Below are 25,056 nucleotides of genomic sequence, written 5' to 3'. Positions count from 1 at the left end.
TAATGAACAAATAATAAGCTCACTAGTTCCTTTCTTCACCAATAACAAGAAAAAAGAAAACCAGTAAAGGGGTTTAATAATGGCTAATAATACGCTCATAATATCCATGATTGTTAATTTATTTCTGCAATTAATACCTATTATCATTATAGGAGCTATCGCTTGGATTAGTCTTTCCCGAATAGCCAAAAGACTCGAACAAAAAGCGGAGGAAAGACTAATGCTAGAAAGGGAAAATTCAGCAAGAATAAACCAAAGATTAGATGAATTGAATCAAAGATTAGTAGTTATAGAGAAGATGCTTAAAGAAGTTGAATAACTTAAGAAATGATGACAAACAGCTTCCTAATCCTGGGAAGTTGTTTTTTATCATATTTTACAAGGTAAGAAGAGGGATTTATTGGATATATCTCGAATGGTTCTCCTATATACCATGATAGATTATTGAGGTGCGCTTATGAAACTCGGGTTGAGAAGAAATGAAGTGAAACTAAGTCAGTATTCGATGCAATGGGATAAAGAATACATAAAAATAAAGCAGGCTATTCTGCATGTGCTTCCACAATTAAGGAATAGAGTGGAGCATATTGGCAGTACAGCAATCAAAGGAATGACAGCTAAACCAGTACTGGATTTAGCAGTAGGAATAGATGATTTAACAAAAGTTGACCAAAAATTTTTTTATGCATTAAAAAAATTAGGTTTTTTCAGGCTGCGTGTTGAAAGGCCGGAGGAAATCGTACTAGCAAAATTTACAGACGATACCTTTGAAGAAAAAACTCATTATCTCCATCTTGTTGAATATAATAAAGACCTTTGGAATAATTTTATCTTTTTTAGGGATTATTTAAATTCAAATAAAACAGCACGAGACATGTATACAAATCTTAAGACTAGTTTTATAGAGAAATATCCTACTGCCGGTATTGATAAATATACGGACTATAAGGCGCAATTTGTAGAAGATATTTATAAACGGAGAAAGGATTAATCGGTGCATGAACACTATTGTTGGAGGCGATTATGTCAAAAAATAATAAAGCTCAAAGCGGCATTGAAATTAAGGATTATGATGAAAAATGGGAAGAGAGTTTTGGTCTTATTAAGCATGTTATAAAATCAGCTCTTGGTGACCATATACTCTGTGTGGAGCATGTCGGAAGTACAGCAGTAAGAGGGCTTGGAGCGAAACCGATTTTAGATATTGATATCGTCATCGAAGAATATCGTATTCTTCCTGCTGTAGTCAAAGGACTGGAGGAAATAGGCTATTATCATCAGCAAGAATGGAGCTTTGAAGGCAGAGAAGCGTTTGGGAGAAGAGATTGTTTCGTTCCATGGGATAATTATTGTACAGATTGGCTGGAACATCATTTGTATGTATGTGATAAAGGAAGTGAAGAATTAGCTAGGCATCTTGCCTTTCGCAACTACCTTCGTAAGAATGCAGAAGCAGCAGCCGAATATACTAAATTAAAAAGAGACCTTGCAAGAACGGCAAAAGACAGGCAAGTATATACAAATGGCAAAACGGAATTTATCAGAGACATATTAAATAAAGAATGAAAGTGGAAAGGACTGTAAAAAAGGTCTAGTAGTAGTTTTTACAGTAAATTAATTACGTTTTAGAAACTTTTCCCAAATGAGTCCGTAAAGATACATGTAATAATTCAGGAGGTGTCTATATGAAAGAAAATAGAAGGGTCACACCAGAAGAATTCGCACATAAATTTTTAGATGGAGATTTTTTAAGCATTTATTCTCAAACAACAGAAGAATTTAAACAGGAAGTATCATTTGAACAATTAAAGGAACTCGGAGAATCCTTCAATAGCGGAGTAGACTGCTTTTCCTTAGAAATGAAAACAAATTTGAATAGAGATTTAACACAATATTTGTGGTTAGACAGCAGCCGGGACAAGGCTATGGTGGTTTTCTTTGCCCCGGATAATGTCATACATGGAATAAGACTTGCCCCCTTTATTTCCTATCCAGAAAGTGACCGTCAATTTAGCCGAAATGCTTATATAATGCCAATTAAAGAAGAATGGTTTGTTTTTTGGGGCGGCACTAATCAATTTATTAACTATCATTATCCTTATGAAAATCAAAGATATGCATATGATTTAGTCATTATGAAGGATGGTATATCCTACCATGATTCTAGAAACAATCTGAGTAATTATTATGCCTTTAATAAAGAAATAACTGCACCAGCAGATGGCAAGATTGTAAAAATTGTAGATGGTATGAAAGACAATGCTATAGGTGATTTGAATTCGGAATATCCTGAAGGAAATTGCGTAATCATGGAACACCGCAATAATGAGTTTAGTATGCTTGCCCATTTAAAACAGGATTCCATTGTTGTAAAAGAAGGAGATTCAATAACGAAAGGTCAATTAATTGCTTTATGCGGTAATTCAGGTAATTCAACAGAACCTCATTTGCATTTTCAAGTTATGAATTCATCAAACTACCGAGAGGGTTCATCCATTCGTATTCGGTTTGAGAAAGGGTTAGATCCTATCCAAGGAGATTTTATTAGTCCTGCTGTCTTTTCCTAAAATAGAAAATGTTAGTTGCTGCAATACAGCCATTTTTGTATTACGTCTAGTACGTTATTCGTTCGGAGGAGAAAATAATGAATTTAGGGAATCCAATAGCTACAGGTAATACAGCCAATCTATATTTATTGGACAGTAAAATAATGAAAGTTTTTAAAGATTTTTTACCGCAGGGTGAAGCTTATTATGAAGCTAAAAAACAACAGTATGCTTATTCTAAAGGGCTTAATGCTCCTAAAGTACTGGAAGTGAAAAATATAAATGACAGTCAGGCAATCGTTATGGAGTATATTTACGGGGAAACATTGGGGCAGCAATTATTAAATGATTTAGAGCATGCGGAGCGATACATGAAGCTTTTAATTAACGTACAAACATCCATTCATGCAGTTATAGTTGAAGCCGATGCATTAGAGCCTCTGCCAGAAAGACTCAAATCTAAGCTTCAAGCGGTTTCTTGTTTAAATGACATACAAAAGCAAGCCTTGGTTCTAAAATTGAAGAGTTTAAAGCATGAACACAGACTTTGTCATGGAGATCTTCATCCGTTTAATCTAATTGCAACAGACAAGGAAGTTTATATCATTGATTGGGTGGATGCTAGTGCTGGTGATAGGCTGGCAGATATATGCCGAACTTATTTATTGTTTTTGTCATTTTCTATAGAGTTAGCCGAGCTTTATATAGATATGTATTGTAAACATACAACCATTCTTAAAGGTGAAATACTCGAGTGGTTGCCAATAATCGCAGGAGCAAGGTTATATGAAAATGTATCTGCGGAAGAAAACAAACTATTGATGAAAATGGTAAACGAATACTGCAGCAGATAAAGCTGATTTTTACAGGATATACGTAAAAAATAAACTTAGAAAAGGAGGATAATGGTGAGTGAAAAACTAATAAGAGTAGGCACAACTTATATCCCAGTTACTAATGTAGACCTTTCTGCAGAATGGTATGTACGGAATTTAGGTGCGGAGTTGAGTTATAAGGATGCTGATAAGGCTATCCTAAACCTGGCAAACCAAAGCTTATTTTTAGTTGCATCCCAACCTAACCAAACTGCAAACTTTTTGGATATATATGGTCAAGAACATTTCTCCATGACATTCGAAGTTAATGGATTACGCGAATTAGAAGCATTACATAACGAGTTTGTTTATAAAAAAATCCAAGTTGGTGACATAGAAGATAGAGGACACTCAGGACGTAACTTTGTATTTTCAGATATTGATGGCAATAAATTTGATGTTTGGAGTGAATGTAGTCCCAGTTTTAATATTTAGGTGAGTAGTTGGAATGTTAAGGCTGCAGTCTAGCAAATAAGAGATTAACAGTGCATATCGTTTATGATAATGAGTATATTTGTGGTCTATTAGATGATGGTCTTTTTAATGAAGGGCATGTTGAGGAAGCTTAATACAAATACAGCAAATTCTGTCATACAAGCTTCTAGATTATTTGCACAAGCTCTTAAAAAGCTTTACCAGCCGGATTGTATAACGAGATGCCAAAATCGCGGCATCTTTAGCGAGTTATCTCATTTTCATATGCATGCTGTACCACGCTATAAGCATCAATCTTTTGCAGATTTTTACTTGGATATCTATCACAATAGCCATTTACAGAGAAGATTAGCAGAAACAAAGGAGAACCTAAAAGAAACCATTAAAAAAATAGAGAAGGAAGATTTATGGCCCAATACTTTATAGATAGAAAATGCGAAGCAGAGAACTGTGATTCAAGGGGAAATCGTCCATTGAAAAATTGGGAAGGAACAGCATTAAACTGGTATTGTGAGGAGCACTTAAAAGTATATTGGCTGCGAAGAAACGCTAAGTTAGAAGCATTCATTCAATTAAATAGAGATATCGAGAAACGGAAAACGCTCAGTGAGAGGCATTTAAAACTATATAAATTATATACAGAGGAAAAGTCTTAAAAGTTGCTAGAAGGACAGATAATTAAATAGGTCGGTACCTTTTTATCCCAGTTGGATACTCCGATCAAAAATCAATAAATATTAGTCTAACTAGATGAAGGGTGATTAACATAAAACGGATAGCTAAAAAGGGTCACTGGCTTTTGTTCATATATGTTTGTTTTTCTTTTTTGAAAGATATTACTTCTGCTGTAAACATATCGGTAAAAATACTTTCAGGTCTATGTTTATTGGCAGGATTATTTGTTGTATTAGTTATAGAAAAAAGGATGGTTAAGGAATAAAAAATTTGTTGTGCTTAAAACGCAAAATGAAAGGCAGGTGCGCACCTCCCCTTAAGGGATGCTTTGCACCAGCCTTTTTTCTATATAAAAGATGTTTAATATCATCTGAATGGGTTGTGTTGAATGATTTGATGTCCTAATACAGCTACACCTGTTACTAATACTCCATTTATGATGGCTGAAAGGTTAAATCCATAAGCAAAAGTTCCAAGAATGATGGAGAATGCTAGTAAAATCCAAATAATTAGCCAATTAGGGATTTTGGGTGTTTGTTTAAGTGCATATCCAATCACCCATAGAACTGGTATGAAAACATAATAATTTTCGTTTATAAATGCCTTTAGAAGCTCCAATTCCATGTAGGTTCCCTCCTTTAATCCTCTTATGCTTCCATTCTATGAAAAAATCCTTTCTTTCGTTTGTTTGCATACCTATGAATAAAATATTTATAAAAATAACGGTGCATTCCCCCTGTCCTTTTTAGCACCATATGTCTATATAGAAAGGGAAAGGAGGTGATGTTAATCATGGCACAAATCGTGTTGAAAGAAACTAGTATTAAGCTGCATTTTCAAAACGGTGTTAAGGAAAATGGTGACCCCCAGTTAATCAGCAAAACCTTTAATCTCGTCAAGCCAACTGCTTCTGCTGATCAGATTCTGCAGGCAGCCGACTCTATTGAAACGATTGTGAGTTTCCCTGTTTATTCTGTAACAAAGCATGAAAGCTATGATATTTCAAGATAAAGAAATCTTGCATAGAAAGGTGGTGAAAAGAATGGCGAAAACACTTGAATTGACCTTTAGCGCCGCAAATGGCAAACAGTCTAAACTAACTTTAGGTGAGCCGCAGGAGCCAATAGATTTGGAAGCTATGAAAACGGCAATGGACAGCATTATTGCAGCCGACGTTTTTACTACAGCTAATGGTGATTTAATTTCCCCGAAAGGTGCACGGGTAATTGAACGAAATGTTACCGAGTATGAACTGTAGCAGAAGAAGGGGCAGTTTTTTTCCTGTCCCTTTTTAACTAAAAGTAGAGGTGAAGGCAATGACTGAATGGATGGCAGTAATCAGTGAAGCTGGCTTTCCAATCGCTGTCAGTATGTATTTACTGTACAGGATTGAAATAAGATTAGACTCGATGATTCAGTCAATTGATAGTCTGCCAGATAGGATGAAATAATAGTAATAAAATTTCTGGGGTAATTATCTGAAAAATGAAAGGGTTTTCTATTGGCAATAATAACTAAAAATGTTAAATTTACATTAACCGTTAGTTAACGTATTTACGTGTTACAGCCTTTTTTTCATAGTTTTAAAGATTGGCATTCGTAATAAAAATGCGGGATAAAATGGTAATTTTAAGGGAAGCTTTTTAGCTAATAGGAGGATATTTTCATGAACAACGGCAAAGTAAAATGGTTTAATGCAGAAAAAGGTTTCGGATTTATTGAACAAGAAAACGGAAACGACGTATTTGTACACTATTCTGCTATTCAAACAGAAGGCTTCAAGTCTTTAGAAGAAGGACAAGAAGTTGAATTTGAAGTAGTAGAAGGCGCACGTGGCCCTCAAGCTGCTAATGTTAATAAAAAATAATATACTAACATAAATATATTAGGGGATGCTTCCACAAGAAGCATCCCCTAATTTGTATTGTCAAAAAATCTCATAAACTGCAAAACTCAATTGTTTGCTATAATGAAGGATAGTCTCCATAGTAATACTAGATAACGAAATTTTAATATATATAGTTTTTTGAGGTGATAGATTTGAAATTCATTCATACTGCAGATTGGCATTTAGGAAAGCTTGTTCATGGTTTGTATATGACAGAGGACCAAAGGCATATGCTTAATCAATTTGTTGAGCTTGCGAAGGAAGAACAGCCGGATGGCATTATTATTGCCGGGGATTTATATGATCGCTCCATACCTCCTACAGAAGCAGTGAACCTGCTTGATGAGGTGTTATATACCATTAACGTTGAATTGAATATTCCGATTCTAGCTGTTTCAGGCAATCATGACAGTGCAGAACGATTATCTTTCGGAAGCTCATGGTATAAACAAAACAAATTTTTCTTAAACGGCAAAATCGAAAATAGCCTTGCGCCAATTCATATGAAAGGCGTTAACTTTTATTTAGTTCCTTATTGTGAGCCGGTAACTGTAAGAGAATTTCTCGGAGATTCTTCCATCGTTAATCACCATGATGCAATGAAAGCAATCGTCGGCAAAATAGAAGCTCAATTGAATGCGAGCGAACCGAATATCCTTATAGGACATAGCTTCGTTCTAGGCGGGAAAACAACAGACTCAGAAAGAGTCCTGTCTGTTGGTGGTTCAGGCTGTGTCGGTGCAGAAGTGTTCGCGCCTTTTTCGTACACTGCTTTAGGCCATCTTCACAGTCCAGATGCTTTAAATCATCAATCAGTTAAATATTCAGGCAGTTTAATGAAGTATTCCTTTTCAGAAGCAAAACAGCGTAAATCTGTATCTATTATCGAAATGGATGATAAAGGCAACTTCACAGAGCGCTTCCATACCTTTACACCAAAAAAAGACATGCGAGAATTAGAGGGATATATGGAAGAATTGCTCGATCCAAGCTTTTATGGGCAGCAAAAAATAGATGATTATTTAAAAATAACGATTTTAGATGAAGGAGCCATTTTGGATCCTATTCAAAAGCTGAGACAGGTGTACCCAAACGTTCTTCATCTTGAACGTAAATTAGAAAATATTGATAAAAAGAAAAAGTCATCTTTAACAGAAAAAGACCAGAAGCGAAAAACAGAGCTTGATTTATTTATGTCCTTTTATGAAGAGATGACAACAGCTGAGTTTACAGAAGAAAAGCGCCAGATGATTAGTGATGTCATCAATCAGGTCAGAAGGGAGGAAGCGTTGAAATGAGGCCTCTAAAATTGACAATGCAGGCCTTTGGGCCGTATGCAAAAACAGAAGTAATCGATTTTACTAAGCTTGGAACTCGGACAATGTTCGTTATTTCAGGCAAAACAGGTGCAGGGAAAACGACGATTTTTGATGGCATAAGCTATGCTATCTATGGAAAAGCAAGCGGAGAAGACCGGAATGGCCCTGAATTGCGAAGCCAATTTGCAAGTGACTCTTTATCAACAGAAGTGAGCCTTGATTTTAAATTAAGGGATAAACGGTATCTTATCACAAGGTCACCACAGCAGGAGAAGAAGAAAGAAAGAGGCGACGGCTTCACAACAATTGGCGCAAAAGCAGAGTTATATGTGTATGACGAAAATGGGGAATTAAAGAATATTGCGTCTTCCATTCGTGATGTTGAGGAAAAAATTAAAGAGATAATGCAAATTGACAGCAATCAATTTCGCCAAATTCTTATGATACCACAAGGAGAGTTCAGAAAGCTTCTCACTTCAGACAGCAAGGAGAAGGAAGCGATTCTTCAGCGTCTCTTCCATACCGAAATATATAAATATATGGAGGAAAAGCTGAAGGAAAAATCCTCTCATCTAAAGAAGAATGTGGAGCAGCAGCTGTTAATGCGCGCATCTGCTCTTTCCAATATTACTAGCCTATTTGTAGATGAATTGAAAGAATTGCTTCTGCAAGGTAATGATAATGATGTTGTCCTAATGCCGCTTCTTCAAAAGGAATTACAAGCAATGGCGCAAACAGCAGTTCAGTTAAAAACAGAATTGGAAGCAAAGCATAAAGAACGGGATGACCTTAACAATAAAGTGTTTGAGGCAGAAGCTGTTTTAAAGCAAATGAAGCTAAGGGAAGAATTGAAAGAGCAAAAAGATAAGCTCGAACAACAGCGCGAAGCTGTCGAAACGAACGAAAAGACAGCATTATTGGCCCAAAAGGCTGCATTGCTTACCCAACAGGAGGAAATTTGCCATCATTTAAAAAGACAGCTGGACAGATGTGAGCAACAAAAAAATGATTTGACTGCTATTCTTGAAAAAATTTCCGAAAATATAATCCAAGCAGAAAAAGCTTTTCACCAGGAAGTGGATAAAGAGCCGGAACGAAAAAAGCTGTCTGAATATATTGCTTATCTAAAAACAATCCAGCATGATGTGGAGCAGTTTTCTAAATTAGAAGAAGCCGTAGTCAAGGCGTCTGCGCAAATAAGCCAGCAAGAAGCAAACAAGCAGTTTCTAGTAAATGAAAAAGCCCAGCACGAAAAAGACGTTCAAGCATTAAAAGCAAACAAGCAAGAACTTGAAAAAAATAAACTTACCCTTTTGGAAAACAAAGGAATATTAGCAGATAAAAGATACTTATTGGAAAAGCTTGAAAAGCTTATATCCGTTGAAAATAAAATTGCAGAACGCACAGTAGAAGTCCAAAATAAAACGAAATTGGCAGCCCATAATACGGCCCGCTTCGAGGATGCTAAAGCGCTTGTTGAGAAACTAGAGGAGAACTGGCTTGCAGCACAAAGCTACCATTTAGCTCAAACACTTGAACAAGACAAGCCATGTCCTGTCTGTGGCAGCACGCATCACCCTAACCCTAAAAACAACCATGGAACAATGCCGACACAGGAAGATATTAAAAGTGCGAAAGCAGATTTAGCTGTCATTGAGAAGGAAAAGATTGCTGCAGAAAATGACTTGCTGCAGACAAATTCGCAAATTAGCTTCCTAGAAGAGCAGAAGACGGCAACAAGAGTGGAACTAGAAGAGGTTAGACAGGATGCTGTAAGTAAATCTGCTGCAGACATGAAGCAAATAGTACTACAGGAAACAGAAGAATTAGAGCGTGAGCAGCGCAAGTTAGAGCTTTCTGCAAGCAAGCTCGAAAAGCTTAATAGTACGATTACAGAGCTGGAAAAGGCAATGGATGTAAATACTGCTCGTATGGAAAAGACAACAGAGCAAATTCATCAGTTAACCTTAAAAAAGACAGAATCAGAATCAGCCCTTAATACAATGAGGAATGCAGTCCCAGAAAATCTTCGGAACAGTGCTAGCTTTAAACAGGAGCTCTCAGCCTCTGAGTCTAAGCTTGCTCTTCTGGAGGAAGCATACAGCAAATCACAGGCTGCCTTGCAGGAAATGAAAACGAAACAGCAAAAAGAACTTGGCATTATGGAAAGCTTGGACAAGCAGCATAAGGATATTGCTGCGAACCTGCAAACAGAACGGAAAATTTTCTTGGATAAGATGACAGGAGAAGGTTTTTCCACATACGGACAATTTCATCAAGCGAAGCTGCCTGCAAGTGAGATTGAAGCATTGCTGGTTAGCATACAGCAATATAAGGAACAATACCGTTCAATTAGGGATCGCTATCATGATTTGGACGAAATACTTCGGGATGTGAAAACACCTGATATGGAATCACTGTTGGCAAGACGGAAAGACTTGGATGAAGTCATCAGCCAGAAGCAGCAGGAGCATACAAATCTGCTCATAAAAGAAAATGATAATAAAGAAATTATGAGCAAGGTGGAGAAAATCAATCAAGAAATTAAAGAACTAGAAGAGAGCTATAAGCTTATCGGTCATTTATATGATATTACAAGAGGGCAGAACACATACAGAATGACGTTTGAGCGTTATGTATTGGCGGCATTCCTTGATGATATATTAAAAGAGGCCAACAGCAGGCTTGTGAAGATGACAAGCGGAAGATATCAGCTCATGAGAAAGAAGGACAGATCGAAAGGAAATGTTCAAAGTGGGCTTGAGCTGCTTGTCTTTGACCAATATACTGGACAAGAACGGCATGTTAAAACTTTATCAGGCGGAGAAAGCTTTAAAGCTGCCTTGTCGTTAGCATTGGGACTTGCAGATGTTGTTCAAGCATATGCTGGCGGTGTTTCTTTGGAAACCATGTTCATTGATGAAGGATTTGGAACATTAGATCCTGAATCATTAGATCAAGCAATTGAAACATTGATGGAAATTCAAAGCTCCGGCAGATTGGTTGGAATTATTTCTCATGTGCCTGAGTTAAAGGAAAGAATTGATGTACAATTAGAAGTTATAGCAGGACAAAGCGGAAGCACCACTCAGTTCCATCATTTGTTTTAATAGACAGATAAAGTAGCAATACACTAGGGATATACTCCTAGTGTATTGCTTTTTTTGCTTTGCGCTTTCTTTCTTTTATATGGTAATACAGTAATCATCCGGAAAAATACTAGGCTTAATATACTGTTTTCTGTGAACGTTTATAGTATTTTTATACTTGCTGCTGCAAAAAAGGAAATGAACACCAAAACATCCAGCTTTTACGCATAGGAATCTAGCAGGTTAGTTATTAGAATAAAAGTCAGATAGACAACAACACACCAAAAGGAGAATGCTGCTACATGAAAAAACAGCTGCTAACTGTTTGTGCAACAGCGACTATATTTTTTGCCGGATTTCAAACAAATGCAAGTGCTCATGAAAAGAAGTATGTAGTAAAATCAGGAGATACATTATGGAAGATTTCTGCTGCCAATAATGTTTCTGTTGCGAATCTTACAGCTTATAATAATTTAAATGGTTCTATTATTAAGGTAGGACAAGAGCTGACATTGCTTCCGACTCATATTCATTACACGGTGAAAAGCGGTGATGCATTGTCTAAAATTGCTGTCACGTATAATACGACAGCAGCAAAGATTAAAGAATGGAACGGTTTGACAAGCGATATCATTAAAGTTGGTCAATCATTAATGATCGTCACGTCTCAAGGTACAGCTACGAATACTACTGAAACAGCTTCAACAGTGACAACGTACAAGGTTGCCAGCGGAGACTCGTTATGGTCGATCGCAACAAAGTTTAAGATTACAGTCGATCAATTAAAAACGTGGAATAAGTTAAGCACAGACACCATTTATGTTGGACAAGCCTTAAATGTTAAGGCACCTGCATCTGGCGAGTCAACTGCTCCCACTCAAAACACAGCTAGTAAAGCTGATGCATTAATTGCTGAAGCACAAAAATATATTGGTGTTCCGTACGTATGGGGCGGAAGTACACCATCTGGTTTTGACTGCAGCGGGTTCATTAATTATGTTTTCTCAAAAGTAGGTCTTTCTATTCCTAGAACAGTTGCAACAATTTGGAATGCTGGAACTCAAGTTTCAACACCTGAAGTAGGCGATATCGTGTTTTATGAGACAACTTCTGGTCCATCACATGCTGGTATTTATATGGGGAATAATAAATTTATTCATGCTGGATCTTCAACAGGTGTTACAATTACAGATATGAGCAATTCATACTGGAAACCACGTTATTTAGGCGTGAAATCATATTTCTAATAAATAGAGAACTCCTTTCTATATCAGTATTGCTCGGAAATCTCGAGGAGCTTTAATTGCTAATAAAGAAAGAGGCTTTCTAAGATAATTAGGGCATGGCTTTTTATCACAAAAGTGATTTTTAGCACATGTCCTTTTTGGTTGTCCTGCTATAATGGACGGTGAATAAGCGTCCTATATTTTTTTATTATTTGACTTCTGAATAATAAGAAAAATAAAAAAATACAACGAAATGGAAAATTTGTAGTACTATTTTGATAAAAAGCGACTTAAACATAGTTTCAAAATAGATTTTTAGTTAGTACACATGTTTAATTAGTATATAGGACAGTTGCGAATAGCTGCAAAATCTGGCCATTATTAGTAAAATGGAAAAAGGGGCATAATGCATGAGATTTTTTTTAGTAGATGATGATGGAGCAATCCGATCTGTAATGAGGCATATCATTGAGGGTGAAAAGCTTGGCTCTGTTATTGGAGAAGCGGAAACAGGCTGTAAAGTGACAAGCAATGTATTGCAATTTAATGATATCGACATTGTCATCATGGATTTACTGATGCCAGAGCGTGATGGTATTGAAACAATAAAGTCCTGGAACAGAGAGTTTAAAGGCAAAGTTATCATGCTTTCTCAAGTTGAAACAAAAGAATTAATCGGCGATGCCTATGCTGAAGGCGTTGATTATTATGTGACAAAACCAATTAACAAAAAGGAATTAGTTGCTGTTATAAATAAAGTGATTCAATCCATTCAGCTGGAGAAAACCGTTAATGATATTCGCTGTTCACTTAACAGTTTATTGACATCAAATGGGAAAAACACCGCAGACGGTACAGCAGTTGCTCAAGCAAGTGTAAAAATTGTCGAATCAGCAGAGTTTTTGCTGTCAGAACTTGGTATCATCGGGGAAAACGGCAGTAAAGATTTACTGGAAATGGTTCAATATTTATATGAACATGAAATAAATGATGGGTTTGATCTTCATTTTCCTTCTTTAAAGGAGCTGTTTGAAAAGCTGTCATTTATGAGACTTGGCGAAGCAGCATCGCCACTTGAGCTGAACAGAGAGACGAAAGCTAGTGAACAGCGGGTGCGGAGGGCCATTTATCAATCGATTACCCATTGGGCGAACATTGGTTTAAGTGCGTCAACTAATGCAAAATTTGAAAATTACGCGACAAAGTTTTTTGATTTTTCAACTATAAGGTGTAAGATGACAGAGCTCAGCAATGAACAGGAAGTTTCACCAAAGCAAGTGAAAATTCACACGAAAAAGTTTATCCAAGTGCTTTATTTTGAGGCGAAAAAGTTAAGCAGCAGCAGGTGATATAAATATGTGTTGCTATTTGTTAACTAAGCAATAATATTATAGAAGAAACAAGGAGAGAATTATTGAAAAAAACAAATAAAAGAAAGAGCAGGAATATTGCCAGCTTCCTTTTAGTTTGTCTGATTTTATGTCTATTTGTTGTTGTGTACTGGCAGGAAAAGCAGCCTGTAAAAAAAGAAAATGTTCCAATGCCGACAGAACTAAATGAGACCGTTGCTAAAAAAAGAGATGAGCTAATAAGCTTAGCAGCAGACAAAGGAATCAATGTGGTTATAACGGCAGATTTCAGAAGCGCAGAGGAACAGGATGAACTGTATGCCCAAGGCAGGACTGCAGATGGAGATATTGTGACAAATGCTAAGGGCGGCGAATCCTATCATAACTATGGATTGGCAATCGATTTTGCCTTAATGAATATAAATGGGGAAGTCATTTGGGATATGGAATATGACGGAAACGGCAATTCAAAAGATGACTGGTCGGAGGTTGTCGAAATAGCTAAATCCTTAGGATTTGAGTGGGGCGGCGATTGGATCAGCTTTAAGGATTATCCACATTTTCAAATGGACTTCGGTTTATCGATTGAAGACTTGCAAAATGGGGAACGTCCATAAAAAAACAGCAGCAAAATGACATTGCCGCTGTTTTTTTTATGAATAATTTAAGTTATTTAACCATTTCACTCCATACATAAGCATAAATTAAGTTTGCCGTTGCCTCAATCGAGGAAAAATGCGTTCTTTCATACGCATGAGATGAATCAATTCCAGGACCTATTAATCCATGTATAATATCATGTCCTGATCGGATGGCAGCAGAAGCATCGGAGCCGTAATAGGGGTAAATATCAAGCTGGTATGGAATACTGTTATCTTCTGCGAGCTTCACCAGCTTTTTACGGAGCCCTAAATGATAAGGACCGCTTGCATCTTTTACGCAAATGGAAACAGTATACTCATCTGTTGATTGGCCATCACCCATTGCACCCATATCAACAGCCAAATACTCAACCGTTTCTGCTGGTATATTGGAATTTCCGCCATAGCCAATTTCTTCGTTATTGGAAATAAGGAAATGAGTTGTATAGGGTAGAGTATCTGTTGCAGCTTGCAGTTTCTTTATAATATGCAAAAGAATTGCAACACTAGCTTTATCGTCTAAGTGACGAGATTTAATGAAGCCTGATTTAGTCATTTCTACTCTTGGATTAAACGATACAAAATCACCTACAGCAATTCCTAATTTTTTAACATCCTCTGCAGTAGAGACACGTTCGTCGATTCTGACTTCCATGTTTGCCTGGTTTCTTTCGGCCTTGGCTGCATCTTTATATACATGAACAGATGCTTGATGAAGCAGAATGGTTCCTGTGTATACATCGCCTGTTGCCGTTTCGATGCGGCAGTTTTCACCTTCAATGCTGTTGTAGGTGAAGCCGCCTATTAAGTCAAGACGAAGCCTTCCATTTGCTTTAATTTCCTTCACCATTGCTCCTAGTGTATCGACATGTGCAGTCAGCATCCTATGTTTGTCAGAGCTTTTACCACCAATGGTTGCAATCAAGCCGCCTTTATTATTTCTTTTCGTGCTGATTCCATCAGCTTGCAGCTGATGTTCTATGTATTCAATAATGGTATCGGTATTGCCAGAAGGGCTGCTTATATTTAATAAGCCCTCTAGTGTCTCAAAGAACTCCTCTTTGTTCCAGTTATTCATGCTAATTCCTCCTGCTAAAGTATCTATTTTATTATACTTGAAAAATTCTGGAAGATATAGTTTAAAGAAATCCCTGAAATAGGAGGGAAAAATTAATTTGATTAACGAAGTATTTTGATTCTTTTTACTTATAGTATTTCACTAGCATTTTTTTTGTAATTAATGTAAGATGGGTTTAATTTGAAGAATTTATATGCTTTTTGTAAACACTATGTGAAGGATATTAGTGGAAAAGAAGGCATATTTATTTATTTCTCTTTGAATCATCCTGTGTTATAATTTTAAACGGTATTTTGATGTAAAGGCAAAACACATCTCGATTAAGGCTGAACATAGGCTTTTACTAATTGTATTAGGATTAGACAATAAAATTTACAAAAAAAAGGCTAAGTAAGAAGCCGATGAAATCAGTATTGGATTTTTTGCTACAAACTTGAATTGAGGTGAATATGATTGAAAGGTACAGCGGAATTAATGAAGAAATTTTTCTCTAAACATTCTTCTTTCTTTTTAATCGCCATTATTTTATTTTGGATGAAAACGTATATTGCTTATAAGGTTGAGTTCAGCCTTGGAGTCGAAGGTGCACTGCAGCAATTCCTTCTGTTCTTAAACCCGTTAAGCTCTGCTTTATTCTTTATAGGACTTGCTTTGTTTATTAAAGGAAAAGCACAATCAATCATGATAGTTGTCATAAGTGGAATCATGTCTGCATTGCTTTATGCAAATATCGTGTACTACCGATTCTTTACAGACTTTATCACCGTTCCTGTTGTTATGCAGGTGAAGGTGAACGGTGGCCAGCTCAGCGACAGCATCAACTCGCTGATGAGCATATTTGATATCCTGTACTTCCTGGATGTGATTATACTAATAGTATTGCTGGCAACGAAAGTTTATAAACCTAAAGTTCAAAAAAATAGAAGAGCTGCCAAATCTGTGTTTGCTCTTGCAATCTTGGTGTTTATCATCAACTTAGGTCTTGCAGAAGCAGATCGTCCACAGCTTTTAAGCAGATCATTTGACCGAAACTATTTGGTGAAATATTTGGGCGCATATAACTTTACGATTTATGATGTCGTGCAGAATGCCCGCTCAGAAAGCCAAAGAGCTCTTGCTGACAGCAGTGATATAACGGAAGTGCAAAACTATATCAACGCTAACTTCGCAGAGCCGAATTCCGTTTATTATGGAAAAGCGGAAGGCAAAAACGTCGTTTATATTTCTCTTGAATCACTGCAAAGCTTTATTATTAACTACAAGCTTAACGGAGAAGAAGTTACGCCGTTCTTGAATTCTCTTGTTGGTAACCAAAACACATTCTATTTCGAAAACTTCTTCCATCAAACAGGCCAGGGGAAAACCTCTGACGCTGAGTTCATGATGGATAACTCTTTGTATGGAATGAGCCAAGGCTCAGTGTTCGTGAACAAAGCGCAAAACACATTGCAGTCTGCTCCAGCTATCCTGAAGACAAAAGGCTATGTTTCTGCGGCGTTCCACGGTAACTACAAGACTTTCTGGAACAGAAATGAAATGTACAAATCAATTGGTTATGATTATTTCTTTGATGCAGAATACTATGATATGTCCGAAGAAAATACAAAGAACTACGGTATGAAGGATATTCCTTTCTTTAAGGAAAGCATGCCGCTCTTAAAATCATTGCAACAGCCGTTCTATACAAAATTCATCACATTGTCTAACCACCATCCTTTTGAAATGGATGAAGGAGATACGGACTTCCCTGCTGGTGATTTTGGCGATTCTGTTGTAAACGACTATTTCCAATCTGCTCATTATCTTGATGAGTCGATTAAAGAATTCTTCAGCTACTTGAAAGAAGAAGGTTTATATGACGACACAATGGTTGTCATGTACGGAGACCATTATGGTATTTCTGAAAACCATAATACTGCAATGGCAAAGGTTATGGGTGTTGATGAAATTACACCGTTAATGAATGCGCAGCTGCAACGTGTCCCATTATTCATTCACGTTCCTGGTGCTGAAGGAAAAGTTGTCAGCGAGTATGGCGGCGACGTTGATGTTATGCCGACAGTGCTTCATTTATTAGGCGTAGACACAAAGGATTATCTGCAAATCGGATCTGATTTGCTGTCAAAAGATCATCGTGAAACAATACCGTTCCGTAACGGAGACTATGTGTCACCGACCGTAACAAAAATCGGAGACAATTGTTATGATACGAATAGCGGTGATTTATTAGACAGCAAAGAATGTGCACAGCAAGCAGAAAGTGCAGCAGCAGAGCTGCAAACATCTGATGCTATCGTAAATAAAGATCTGCTGCGTTTCTATACGCCAAAAGGGTTCACGCCAATTAATCGAGATGATTACAGCTATGTAAAAAATGGTGAAGATTCAACAGAGTCTGAAACAGAAACAAATGCAACAACAGATAGTGGCGAATAAAAGTAAAGCCGTTTATCCAATTGGATAAACGGCTTTTTTATTTGCAAACAACAGCTTTTATTCCTTTTATATAAGCTTTATAAAAATTGTACTTTTATTTCTCAAAAAGTACTTGTAACAGCGATAGGATGGGAGTATTATTACTAGTGGAAAAGTTCAGAATTCGAAATAAATTTTGATAGGAAAAACTATTCGATAAAAGGATGGATTCAATAATGGATGAGCATGAACAGGTGAAAAGCGCTAATGAAAAATGGAGTATTAAAAACGGGATTTATACTACTCTCATTCTTAATATCTCTAATAATTATTTTCCTCTTTTCGCTATTAGTGTTCTTGGTGTTAGTAACTATGAGCTTGGACTGATCGGCTCATTGCCGCAATTTGTTGGAATGTTTGCGATGATTATAGGTTCCGTCATCATGAACAGGCTGCAAAGTAAAAAAATGTTTACAGTATATTCCTTTATGATGGCGCGTATCTTTCTAATTGGGATGGCATTAGTTGTTTTCCTGCCAGAGACAATGCAAAGCTGGACATTTATTCTCCTTGTCGCTTTGATGAATCTGCCTTTTTCCTTTGCTAATTTATCATGGCAGGCTTTAATTGCTGATATCGTTTCAGAAACGAGGCGAAATATATTTTTTAGCACGCGCAATAAGGTTATGACAATTGTAGCAATGATATCAACTTTCCTTGTCGGTTTGTTTCTGCAGCTGTTTGATTCAAGCAATCCGTTGCCATACCAGCTGTTATTTATCGCTGCCTTCCTTTGCGGAATAGTTGAAATTATCTATTTAAAAAGACATGTCGAACCGATAAAAGAAAAACCAAAAACAGCTGTTAAAAAATCATTGTTTGGTTTAACAGTTTTTAAGCATAAACCTTTTTTATATTTTCTGCTATGCAGTTTGTTTTTTAATTTTGCATGGCAAATGTGCTGGTCATTATTCAGCATCTATCAAATAAAGTACGCTGGAGCTACTGGTTTATGGATCAGTTTGTTTGCTGTCGCCAACTCCATCGGACAAATTGTCAGCTTTAAATGGTGGGGCAGGATGGCTGAAAAGCATTCCCATTCTAAAATGCTTGTCCTTGTATCGTTAGGGATGGCAACAACTCCATTTATGACGGTGCTATCCACTAATTTACCTTATATAGTTGCTGTTAATCTCCTTGCTGGACTATTCGTGTCAGGAACGGTTCTGCTATTGTTTAATCAGCTGCTGGACAGCACCAATGAAGAAACAAGAAGTCAAAGTATATCAAATTATAATATCCTTTTGGCACTTGTTGCATTTGTAGCACCCCAAGCAGGTGTAGTGCTGCTGGAAATGACGAATATATACAGTGCGATGAATATATCATCTGTTTTGAGAGCGTTAAGCGGTGTATTTTTCTTTGCTTATTACGTATACTTAAAGAGAAAAGATACGCTTCTTTTGAAAAGAACCGCGGCGAAGATTTAAAAAATGAAAACGCAAAAAATCCCATGCTTCTTATTAGCATGGGATGATTTCTATAGATATGTAAAGAAAATTATGATATACTTGAAAAGTTATAAATAACAACATATAAAAATATTTATAACTATCTAATATTATATTATCATAAAAAATCCTGCTTGTCAAATAGTAAAGTACAAGGAGTGGTAGAAAAAATGAGCAAAAAGGATATAGAAGAAATCTCAACAGAGCAACAAAGAGCAGATATGGTAATACAGGAAATCGGCAAAAAAATAAATAAATTAGAAGCAAACAGAAAAGAAGTTGGCGGTGATGCAGGACACCTTCGTGAAACTTTTTGGGAAGATGTCACGGTTAACCTTGACGAGCCTGATGACGTCTTAGAGACGCATATCAGTCTTAGACAGCAGGCAGAACTGTTGGGTGAAAGAGAGCGAAGCATCGGCCAAATACATAAGCAGCTAAAGACATTAGAGAAACTGCAGTACTCACCATACTTTGGCCGAATTGATTTTAAGGAAGAAGGCGAAGAAGCAGAAGCCATTTATATTGGCATTACTTCCTTGATGGACCAAAACGAAGAAAATTTCTTAATATATGATTGGAGAGCGCCTATTTCCAGTGTCTATTATGATTATTCGCCAGGTGCGGCTGCATATATGACACCAGAAGGAGAAATTGGCGGAGAGCTTTTATTAAAAAGGCAATTTTTGATTCGTGATGGAAAAATTCTAAATCTTTTTGATACTGGCGTAACGATCGGTGACGAATTGCTCCTTGAGGTGCTCGGCACTAATGCAAGCTCGATGATGAAAAGCATTGTCGCCACCATTCAAAAGGAGCAGAACAAAATCATCCGCAATGAAACGAGCAAATATTTAATCGTTCAAGGCGTCGCAGGCAGCGGCAAAACTTCGGCTGCACTGCAGCGTGTCGCATTTCTCCTTTACAGGCACCGTAAGACACTTAAATCGGATAATATCATGCTGTTTTCACCCAATCCGTTATTTAACAGCTATGTCTCCACCGTTCTTCCTGAATTAGGAGAGGAGAATATGCAGCAGACAACTTGGCATGAGTATATTGTCAATCGTGTTGGAAATCATTAGAAGTGGAAGATCCCTTTTCCCAGCTGGAAGCTCTTCTTTCCGATGAGGATGTGCAAAGCCATAAGCTCCGTCTTGCAGGGATTCAATATAAGAGCAGTCTTTCCTTTAAAAATGAGCTTGATAAATATGTAGAAGGATTAATGCAGGAAGGGATTGTTTTTAAAGATATCTCTTTCCGAAAGAAAGTCCTGATTTCTAAGGAAGAATTAGAACGGAAATTTTATGAGTCCGAAGAGCATATCACTATACCTAATAGAATGCAGCTTCTAAAGGACTGGGCACAAGCAGAAATGCGCAAGCATGCGAAAACAGAAAGAAAACAGAGCTGGGTCGATGAGGAAATGATGCTTCTGGATAAAGAAGATTATTTAAATGCCTTTAAAGAAGCACAGAAAAAAAATAATGACTTAGATGAGTTTACTTATTTTGACAAAGAAGAAGTTGTTCTTCGCAGGGTAATTGTGAACAAACGGTTTAAATCAATTTATAAAAGGATAAAAAATCTCCGGTTTATCGATTACAGCCAAATATACAAAAACGCATTAAGGGAGATTACGCCAACGCCAGCAGAGCTGTCAAACACAGACTGGGACAAAATTATCACTGATACATCGGAGAATCTAGAAAAGAGATTGCTTTGGAATGAAGATGGAACACCTTACTCCTATTTGAAGGATAAGCTTGAAGGGAAAAAAGCAAGCACAAGCATCAGGCAAGTGTTTATCGATGAGGCACAAGACTATTCCGCTTTCCAAATCAGCTATATAAAAGAGCTTTTCCCGTACAGTAAAATGACATTTTTAGGTGACTTAAACCAGGCTATCTTTGCACATGGAAATGATGAATTTATACGGGATGGCAATGAAGACGTCGAGAAAATTACTCTAACGAAAAGTTATCGTTCCACGAAAGAAATCATCGAGTTTACTAGAAGTTTAACTCATAATGGGGATGACATTGAGCCATTTAACCGTCATGGAAATAAGCCAGTCGTTAAGGAAGCTGCTGATAAAGCAGTAATCTTGGCTAATTTGCAAGGAGATTTGCAGACCTTAAAAGAGGCGGGTCATAAAACAATTGCAGTCATCTGTAAAACACAAAAGGAAAGTACAGAAGTATATGACTCCTTAAAAGGATTAGGCGGTGTCCGCTTATTAGAAAAGGGAACTATTTCTTACGAAAAGGGTATTTCTGTTGTTCCTGCCTACTTGGCAAAAGGAATTGAATTTGACGCTGTTATCCTTTATAACAGCTCAGCATATGTGAATGAGCTCGAAAAAGAACTTTTTTATACTGCCTGCACAAGAGCAATGCATGAATTGTATGTTTATAAAGAAAAAGATAAACCTAGTCCATTCCTAAATAATATTGCGGAAGATACTTACACATATATAAAAATTTCAAATTAATCTTAATCGCTGCTTAGACATAAACCTAAGCGGCTTTTTTATTACTTTTGTGCATAATATTGAAATTTCGTATTAAATAATGTAAAATTACACATTATGTACAAAATGATCATAAGGGGTTAATAGAAATGACAGAAAATCCATTTTTGACTAAGCTTGCACTGCTTAAATCGCGTGGATACATACGGGAACAAACGTATGATGAAGTGTTAGGCGGCTATACCAGCTATGTTGATGATGAAAAATCAGCAGCAGCAGAAAAGGCTAAAACGGCGGTTTCAACCTATACAGAGAAACAAGTAAACTCCAAGCCGGTTCAACCGAAAAAACCAAAAAAAATCCGCAGCAAAGAAGAAATACGCGAAAGAAATATTTCGTATCTTTTGTATATCGGCGTCTTTCTGCTTATAATTGGCGGGCTATTTGTTGCTACAAGCAATTGGAGCACAATGGCAGATTGGATGAAGGCTGCGAGCATCTTCTTTGTGTCTATTTTGTTTTTCGGCTTTAGCTATGTAGCCAAAGTATTTGTGAAGATTGAAAAAACTGCTTTTGCCTTTACTGTGCTAGGCGGTTTGTTTTTACCAATTGGATTTCTGTCAGTCAGCTATTTTCGCTTGGCAGGCCTGTATCTTTCAGTCACCGGGGATGGCAAATATTTATTTGGTGTCATGGCAGGAATTATCCTTGTTCCTGTCTATCATAAATGTGCACAAATAACAGAATCGCTCATTTTTCGCATATTAGTATTAATCGCTGTCTCAGCAGCTTTTGCCTTTGCGTTTGCAGCATTGTATGTGCCGCTTGATGTATTTGTCTTGCTGATGGTTATTTTTAATTTAGCAGTCATTCTGTTTATGGGAATAAAGAAGAAATACAAATGGGCTTCAAGCTACTATCGTTTGCTTCCAGTATATTTGCTTGTTCATATGGCAGTTACAACCCTTTTTCTAAGCTTTTTCTATGAATCTGCTGTTTTTCAAGGTTGGAACTTTTTGTTAATGAGTGCAGTTTATTTCTTATTTTTATTACAAACGAAAAAAAAGGACTATCATTTTTTTGTTACAGTGACCGCTGTTGCCGGGACATATCAGCTTTTTTCAAATGATCTTATTTTCAATTTCCAGCCATTAGCCTTTGCTGCTTTAGGAGCTGTATTCCTTTTGCTCAAATTGGTGAGGAATGACTTGTACTTAGGGAAAACATGGGAATACACAAGTATTGCTGTCGGCTTGGCGTCACTGCTGTATAGTGCTGTTTTTCATTTAGAACTATTTTGGTATGGTTCTCTTATAGTTTCCTGTACGTTTTTACTGCTTGGAGCACAATTTGTTTATTTATCTCGATTCTATCATGGCATCATTGCCTATTTCCCAGCAGTACTTTGGGGAAGCAGTCTGTGGCAGCTTGCAGTAAAATGGGATTTTGTCACCAATTTAAACAGTTTTTTAGTGACTTGCTATGTCATTGCCTTTTTCCTTTTGCTAGTTTTAGGGATATTTAATAAGTTTTCCATGCTTCAGTTAATTAAAAGAAGTTCAACAAATATCTCCATTTGGGCACTTGCTGTTTGCGCATATGGAAGCGGGATGTTTTTCTTTGGAGGATGGGAAGTAGTATTTATGCTTATCCTTCTTGGAGTAATATTATTGTATATCCAATATAAAAAGGTAGATATGATTGGTTTTTCATTACTGGACATTGTTATTCCTATTGTCGGATATTTTGCGTTTGCAGCATTATACACAGCTGTCCCAGTCATTAGAGAGCTTGGGATAGCATGTCCAACTGCACTTGGCAGTATCACATTATTATCGGTGTGCAAATGGTATTCTAATAAAAATCAAAAACTAGGCATAAATGGTTTTTATATTAGCCAAATCATGTATATGGTCTCAATCTTGCTGACTGTTACATCACCATCTACTCATGATTTCGCACGAACAGCAGTATATGCTGCAGGCATCTTTGTCTTTTACCTGTTTTATAGGAAAAAACGGGAAAAACCATTGGCTTGGCTTGTATCAGCAGTAGCTTGTTTTACTTATTTTTCGGCCATTGACCTATTATTTGATTCATCTGACTGGTTATTTGAAAAAGCAGCACTATATGGCTGGATATTCCTAATGACTGCCGCCGTGCTTATAAAAAACAAAGACTTTAAAATGCCTTTAAGTTTTATTGGTCATTTGTATTTGCCATTTGCATTACTATTGGATGTTTGGTTTAACTATAGTGACGCAAGCATTCATTTTGTTTTTAGCTTTTTTGCTTATGCGGCAAGTGCTTATTTTGTTAAACAGAAGTATTTTAACGTGCTGCTGCAATATGGGGCTTATCTATCTTTCTTTTTATTTTTTACTTTAGAAAAGCTGCTTGTAATTGACAGTGTCCCTGCCGTATCACAAGCCTTTATATTTACAAGTATACTTTTGCTCCTGCACAGAGTTGTTTTAAGCGCGAGCAGCAGATCATTGCTCCTGTTTTTTATCCCATTTAGCATCATTGGAATCATTTCGTGGCAAGTGCTTACTGTATTTTCTTATTCAGTCTTTTTTGCCACACTGTTTTATCTGATTATATACTTAGTTATTACGCATCTGGACAGGAAGCATTTTCTTGTCGCACCTGCAATGCTGCTCCTGTTCATTAGTGCAGAACGGTTAATATACGCAAAAGGGTTTCTGCCAACAGACCGCTTTATTCTTTACACTTTAATTGGTGTCGCACTTGTCTGTATTGGTATGTATCTTTATAAAAAAATCCTTCTCATTGAAAATGGAAAAGTCTTATCCATTGATTTCTACACTATCAGTGGCTTTATAGCCTTCCTTTTCTTGGTGTTTTCGCACGTGGATGTATGGTGGATGAAGGCAGTGCCTGGATTGCTTATGGCATTAACTGCATACATCCAGAAGGGAAGAGTTAGCATTAAATTTACGTGGACAGTAAAAATGCTTGCTTTGCTGTTGTTGCTGCAGCCATATTATATATTGCTCCATGAATGGCAGATATCAGTTTATTATCGAATGGAGCTTCTGCTTTTCCCATGGTTTATGCTATTTTGGGCAAGCAAAAAAATCATGGCGCCATTTAAGCAATTCATCATACGAGCAGAATGGGGCTTCCTGCTTATTGCTGCCGTTAGTTTATGTGTTGACGGATTGAGAACCTCTGCTATAACAGATGCTATCATTTTAGGGACACTTTCCTTACTGTCTGTTATCGGCGGATTTTATTTCCGGTATAAATCCTACTTTTTCATCGGCATAGGGGTGCTTCTATTAAATGTACTTCTGCAAACAAGACCATTTTGGGGTGTTATGCCATGGTGGGCGTACTTGCTTATCGCAGGCACAATCTTAATTGCGTCTGCCAGCCTGTATGAAATGCAAAAGCAAAAAAGCGGAAGAAATATTAGTTTATATTTAAAAGAATGGAAAAATAAACTAGCGGCCATTTTAACGAAATGGAATTAAAAACCATGCATTTGCATGGTTTTTTGCTTGGATAAA

22 protein-coding genes and 1 pseudogene are annotated in these 25,056 nt (G+C 36.9%); 21 read left to right on the top strand and 2 right to left on the bottom strand.

The window, feature by feature from the left end:
• Nucleotides 1-79: 79 nt before the first annotated feature.
• The 8 genes from M3600_RS18345 (at nucleotide 80) to M3600_RS18310 (ending at nucleotide 4,512) form a co-directional block, all read left to right on the top strand.
• Nucleotides 80-319 carry a hypothetical protein gene (locus M3600_RS18345; protein ID WP_233314049.1) on the top strand — a complete coding sequence of 80 codons (240 nt, stop codon included), beginning with the start codon at nucleotides 80-82 and terminating at the stop codon, nucleotides 317-319.
• Nucleotides 320-457: 138 nt separating this feature from the next.
• Nucleotides 458-991 (top strand): GrpB family protein, encoded by a 534-nt coding sequence (locus M3600_RS18340; RefSeq protein WP_233314048.1) that lies wholly within the window; start codon nucleotides 458-460, stop codon nucleotides 989-991.
• A 32-nt stretch (nucleotides 992-1,023) separates the two neighbouring features.
• Nucleotides 1,024-1,566, top strand: a complete 543-nt coding sequence (locus M3600_RS18335; RefSeq protein WP_251647009.1) for a GrpB family protein — start codon at nucleotides 1,024-1,026, stop codon at nucleotides 1,564-1,566.
• A 119-nt stretch (nucleotides 1,567-1,685) separates the two neighbouring features.
• Nucleotides 1,686-2,567: a M23 family metallopeptidase gene (locus M3600_RS18330; RefSeq protein ID WP_251647008.1), complete on the top strand. Its 882-nt coding sequence runs from the start codon at nucleotides 1,686-1,688 to the stop codon at nucleotides 2,565-2,567.
• Between the two features lie 77 nt (nucleotides 2,568-2,644).
• Nucleotides 2,645-3,400 (top strand): phosphotransferase family protein, encoded by a 756-nt coding sequence (locus tag M3600_RS18325; protein WP_251647006.1) that lies wholly within the window; start codon nucleotides 2,645-2,647, stop codon nucleotides 3,398-3,400.
• Between the two features lie 54 nt (nucleotides 3,401-3,454).
• On the top strand, nucleotides 3,455-3,856 hold the full coding sequence (locus M3600_RS18320; protein WP_233314761.1) for a VOC family protein: 402 nt from the start codon (nucleotides 3,455-3,457) through the stop codon (nucleotides 3,854-3,856).
• A gap of 108 nt (nucleotides 3,857-3,964) precedes the next feature.
• Complete coding sequence (locus M3600_RS18315; protein ID WP_251647004.1) at nucleotides 3,965-4,282, top strand: HIT family protein; 318 nt, start codon at nucleotides 3,965-3,967, stop codon at nucleotides 4,280-4,282.
• 47 nt (nucleotides 4,283-4,329) lie between these two features.
• Nucleotides 4,330-4,512: a hypothetical protein gene (locus M3600_RS18310; RefSeq protein ID WP_233314043.1), complete on the top strand. Its 183-nt coding sequence runs from the start codon at nucleotides 4,330-4,332 to the stop codon at nucleotides 4,510-4,512.
• A 385-nt stretch (nucleotides 4,513-4,897) separates the two neighbouring features.
• Here the strand turns inward: M3600_RS18310 and M3600_RS18305 are convergent, their stop codons facing one another.
• Nucleotides 4,898-5,155, bottom strand: coding sequence for a phage holin family protein (locus tag M3600_RS18305; protein WP_233314042.1), 258 nt, complete (start codon nucleotides 5,153-5,155; stop codon nucleotides 4,898-4,900).
• Nucleotides 5,156-5,323: 168 nt separating this feature from the next.
• On the opposite strand from M3600_RS18305, the gene M3600_RS18300 reads away from it, so the two are divergent.
• The 9 genes from M3600_RS18300 to M3600_RS18260 all read left to right on the top strand — a co-directional run bounded on the left by M3600_RS18300 (nucleotide 5,324) and on the right by M3600_RS18260 (nucleotide 14,019).
• On the top strand, nucleotides 5,324-5,542 hold the full coding sequence (locus tag M3600_RS18300) for a DUF1659 domain-containing protein (protein ID WP_233314041.1): 219 nt from the start codon (nucleotides 5,324-5,326) through the stop codon (nucleotides 5,540-5,542).
• A 31-nt stretch (nucleotides 5,543-5,573) separates the two neighbouring features.
• Nucleotides 5,574-5,789: a DUF2922 domain-containing protein gene (locus M3600_RS18295; RefSeq protein ID WP_233314040.1), complete on the top strand. Its 216-nt coding sequence runs from the start codon at nucleotides 5,574-5,576 to the stop codon at nucleotides 5,787-5,789.
• A 58-nt stretch (nucleotides 5,790-5,847) separates the two neighbouring features.
• A complete protein-coding gene (locus tag M3600_RS18290; protein ID WP_233314039.1) occupies nucleotides 5,848-5,982 on the top strand; it encodes a YvrJ family protein in 135 nt (44 codons plus the stop codon).
• Nucleotides 5,983-6,197: 215 nt separating this feature from the next.
• Nucleotides 6,198-6,398 carry a cold-shock protein gene (locus M3600_RS18285; protein ID WP_233314038.1) on the top strand — a complete coding sequence of 67 codons (201 nt, stop codon included), beginning with the start codon at nucleotides 6,198-6,200 and terminating at the stop codon, nucleotides 6,396-6,398.
• 173 nt (nucleotides 6,399-6,571) lie between these two features.
• Nucleotides 6,572-7,717: an exonuclease SbcCD subunit D gene (locus M3600_RS18280; RefSeq protein ID WP_237941319.1), complete on the top strand. Its 1,146-nt coding sequence runs from the start codon at nucleotides 6,572-6,574 to the stop codon at nucleotides 7,715-7,717.
• Nucleotides 7,714-10,848, top strand: a complete 3,135-nt coding sequence (locus M3600_RS18275; protein WP_251647002.1) for an SbcC/MukB-like Walker B domain-containing protein — start codon at nucleotides 7,714-7,716, stop codon at nucleotides 10,846-10,848. The genes M3600_RS18280 and M3600_RS18275 overlap by 4 nt, the downstream gene beginning before the upstream one ends.
• 281 nt (nucleotides 10,849-11,129) lie before the next feature.
• Nucleotides 11,130-12,074, top strand: a complete 945-nt coding sequence (locus tag M3600_RS18270) for a C40 family peptidase (RefSeq protein ID WP_233314035.1) — start codon at nucleotides 11,130-11,132, stop codon at nucleotides 12,072-12,074.
• Nucleotides 12,075-12,463: 389 nt separating this feature from the next.
• Nucleotides 12,464-13,402: a response regulator gene (locus tag M3600_RS18265; RefSeq protein ID WP_233314034.1), complete on the top strand. Its 939-nt coding sequence runs from the start codon at nucleotides 12,464-12,466 to the stop codon at nucleotides 13,400-13,402.
• A 65-nt stretch (nucleotides 13,403-13,467) separates the two neighbouring features.
• Nucleotides 13,468-14,019: a M15 family metallopeptidase gene (locus tag M3600_RS18260; RefSeq protein ID WP_233314033.1), complete on the top strand. Its 552-nt coding sequence runs from the start codon at nucleotides 13,468-13,470 to the stop codon at nucleotides 14,017-14,019.
• Between the two features lie 52 nt (nucleotides 14,020-14,071).
• Here the strand turns inward: M3600_RS18260 and M3600_RS18255 are convergent, their stop codons facing one another.
• Nucleotides 14,072-15,121: a M42 family metallopeptidase gene (locus M3600_RS18255; protein WP_251647000.1), complete on the bottom strand. Its 1,050-nt coding sequence runs from the start codon at nucleotides 15,119-15,121 to the stop codon at nucleotides 14,072-14,074.
• Nucleotides 15,122-15,595: 474 nt separating this feature from the next.
• Between M3600_RS18255 and ltaS the strand changes: the two genes are divergently transcribed.
• The 4 genes and pseudogenes from ltaS to M3600_RS18235 all read left to right on the top strand — a co-directional run bounded on the left by ltaS (nucleotide 15,596) and on the right by M3600_RS18235 (nucleotide 25,020).
• A complete protein-coding gene (ltaS, locus tag M3600_RS18250; protein ID WP_233314760.1) occupies nucleotides 15,596-17,557 on the top strand; it encodes a lipoteichoic acid synthase in 1,962 nt (653 codons plus the stop codon).
• 215 nt (nucleotides 17,558-17,772) lie between these two features.
• On the top strand, nucleotides 17,773-19,026 hold the full coding sequence (locus tag M3600_RS18245) for an MFS transporter (RefSeq protein WP_251646998.1): 1,254 nt from the start codon (nucleotides 17,773-17,775) through the stop codon (nucleotides 19,024-19,026).
• A 191-nt stretch (nucleotides 19,027-19,217) separates the two neighbouring features.
• A pseudogene (helD, locus tag M3600_RS29380) lies at nucleotides 19,218-21,541 on the top strand (RNA polymerase recycling motor HelD).
• A 128-nt stretch (nucleotides 21,542-21,669) separates the two neighbouring features.
• Complete coding sequence (locus M3600_RS18235) at nucleotides 21,670-25,020, top strand: hypothetical protein (protein WP_251646996.1); 3,351 nt, start codon at nucleotides 21,670-21,672, stop codon at nucleotides 25,018-25,020.
• Nucleotides 25,021-25,056 lie beyond the last annotated feature (36 nt).

Origin of the sequence: Niallia sp. MER 6 (assembly GCF_023714395.1) — a bacterium.
Classification (GTDB): domain Bacteria; phylum Bacillota; class Bacilli; order Bacillales; family Cytobacillaceae; genus Niallia.
Note: the sequence above shows the minus strand (reverse complement) of the source record. Positions and strands in the feature narration are given on the sequence as shown.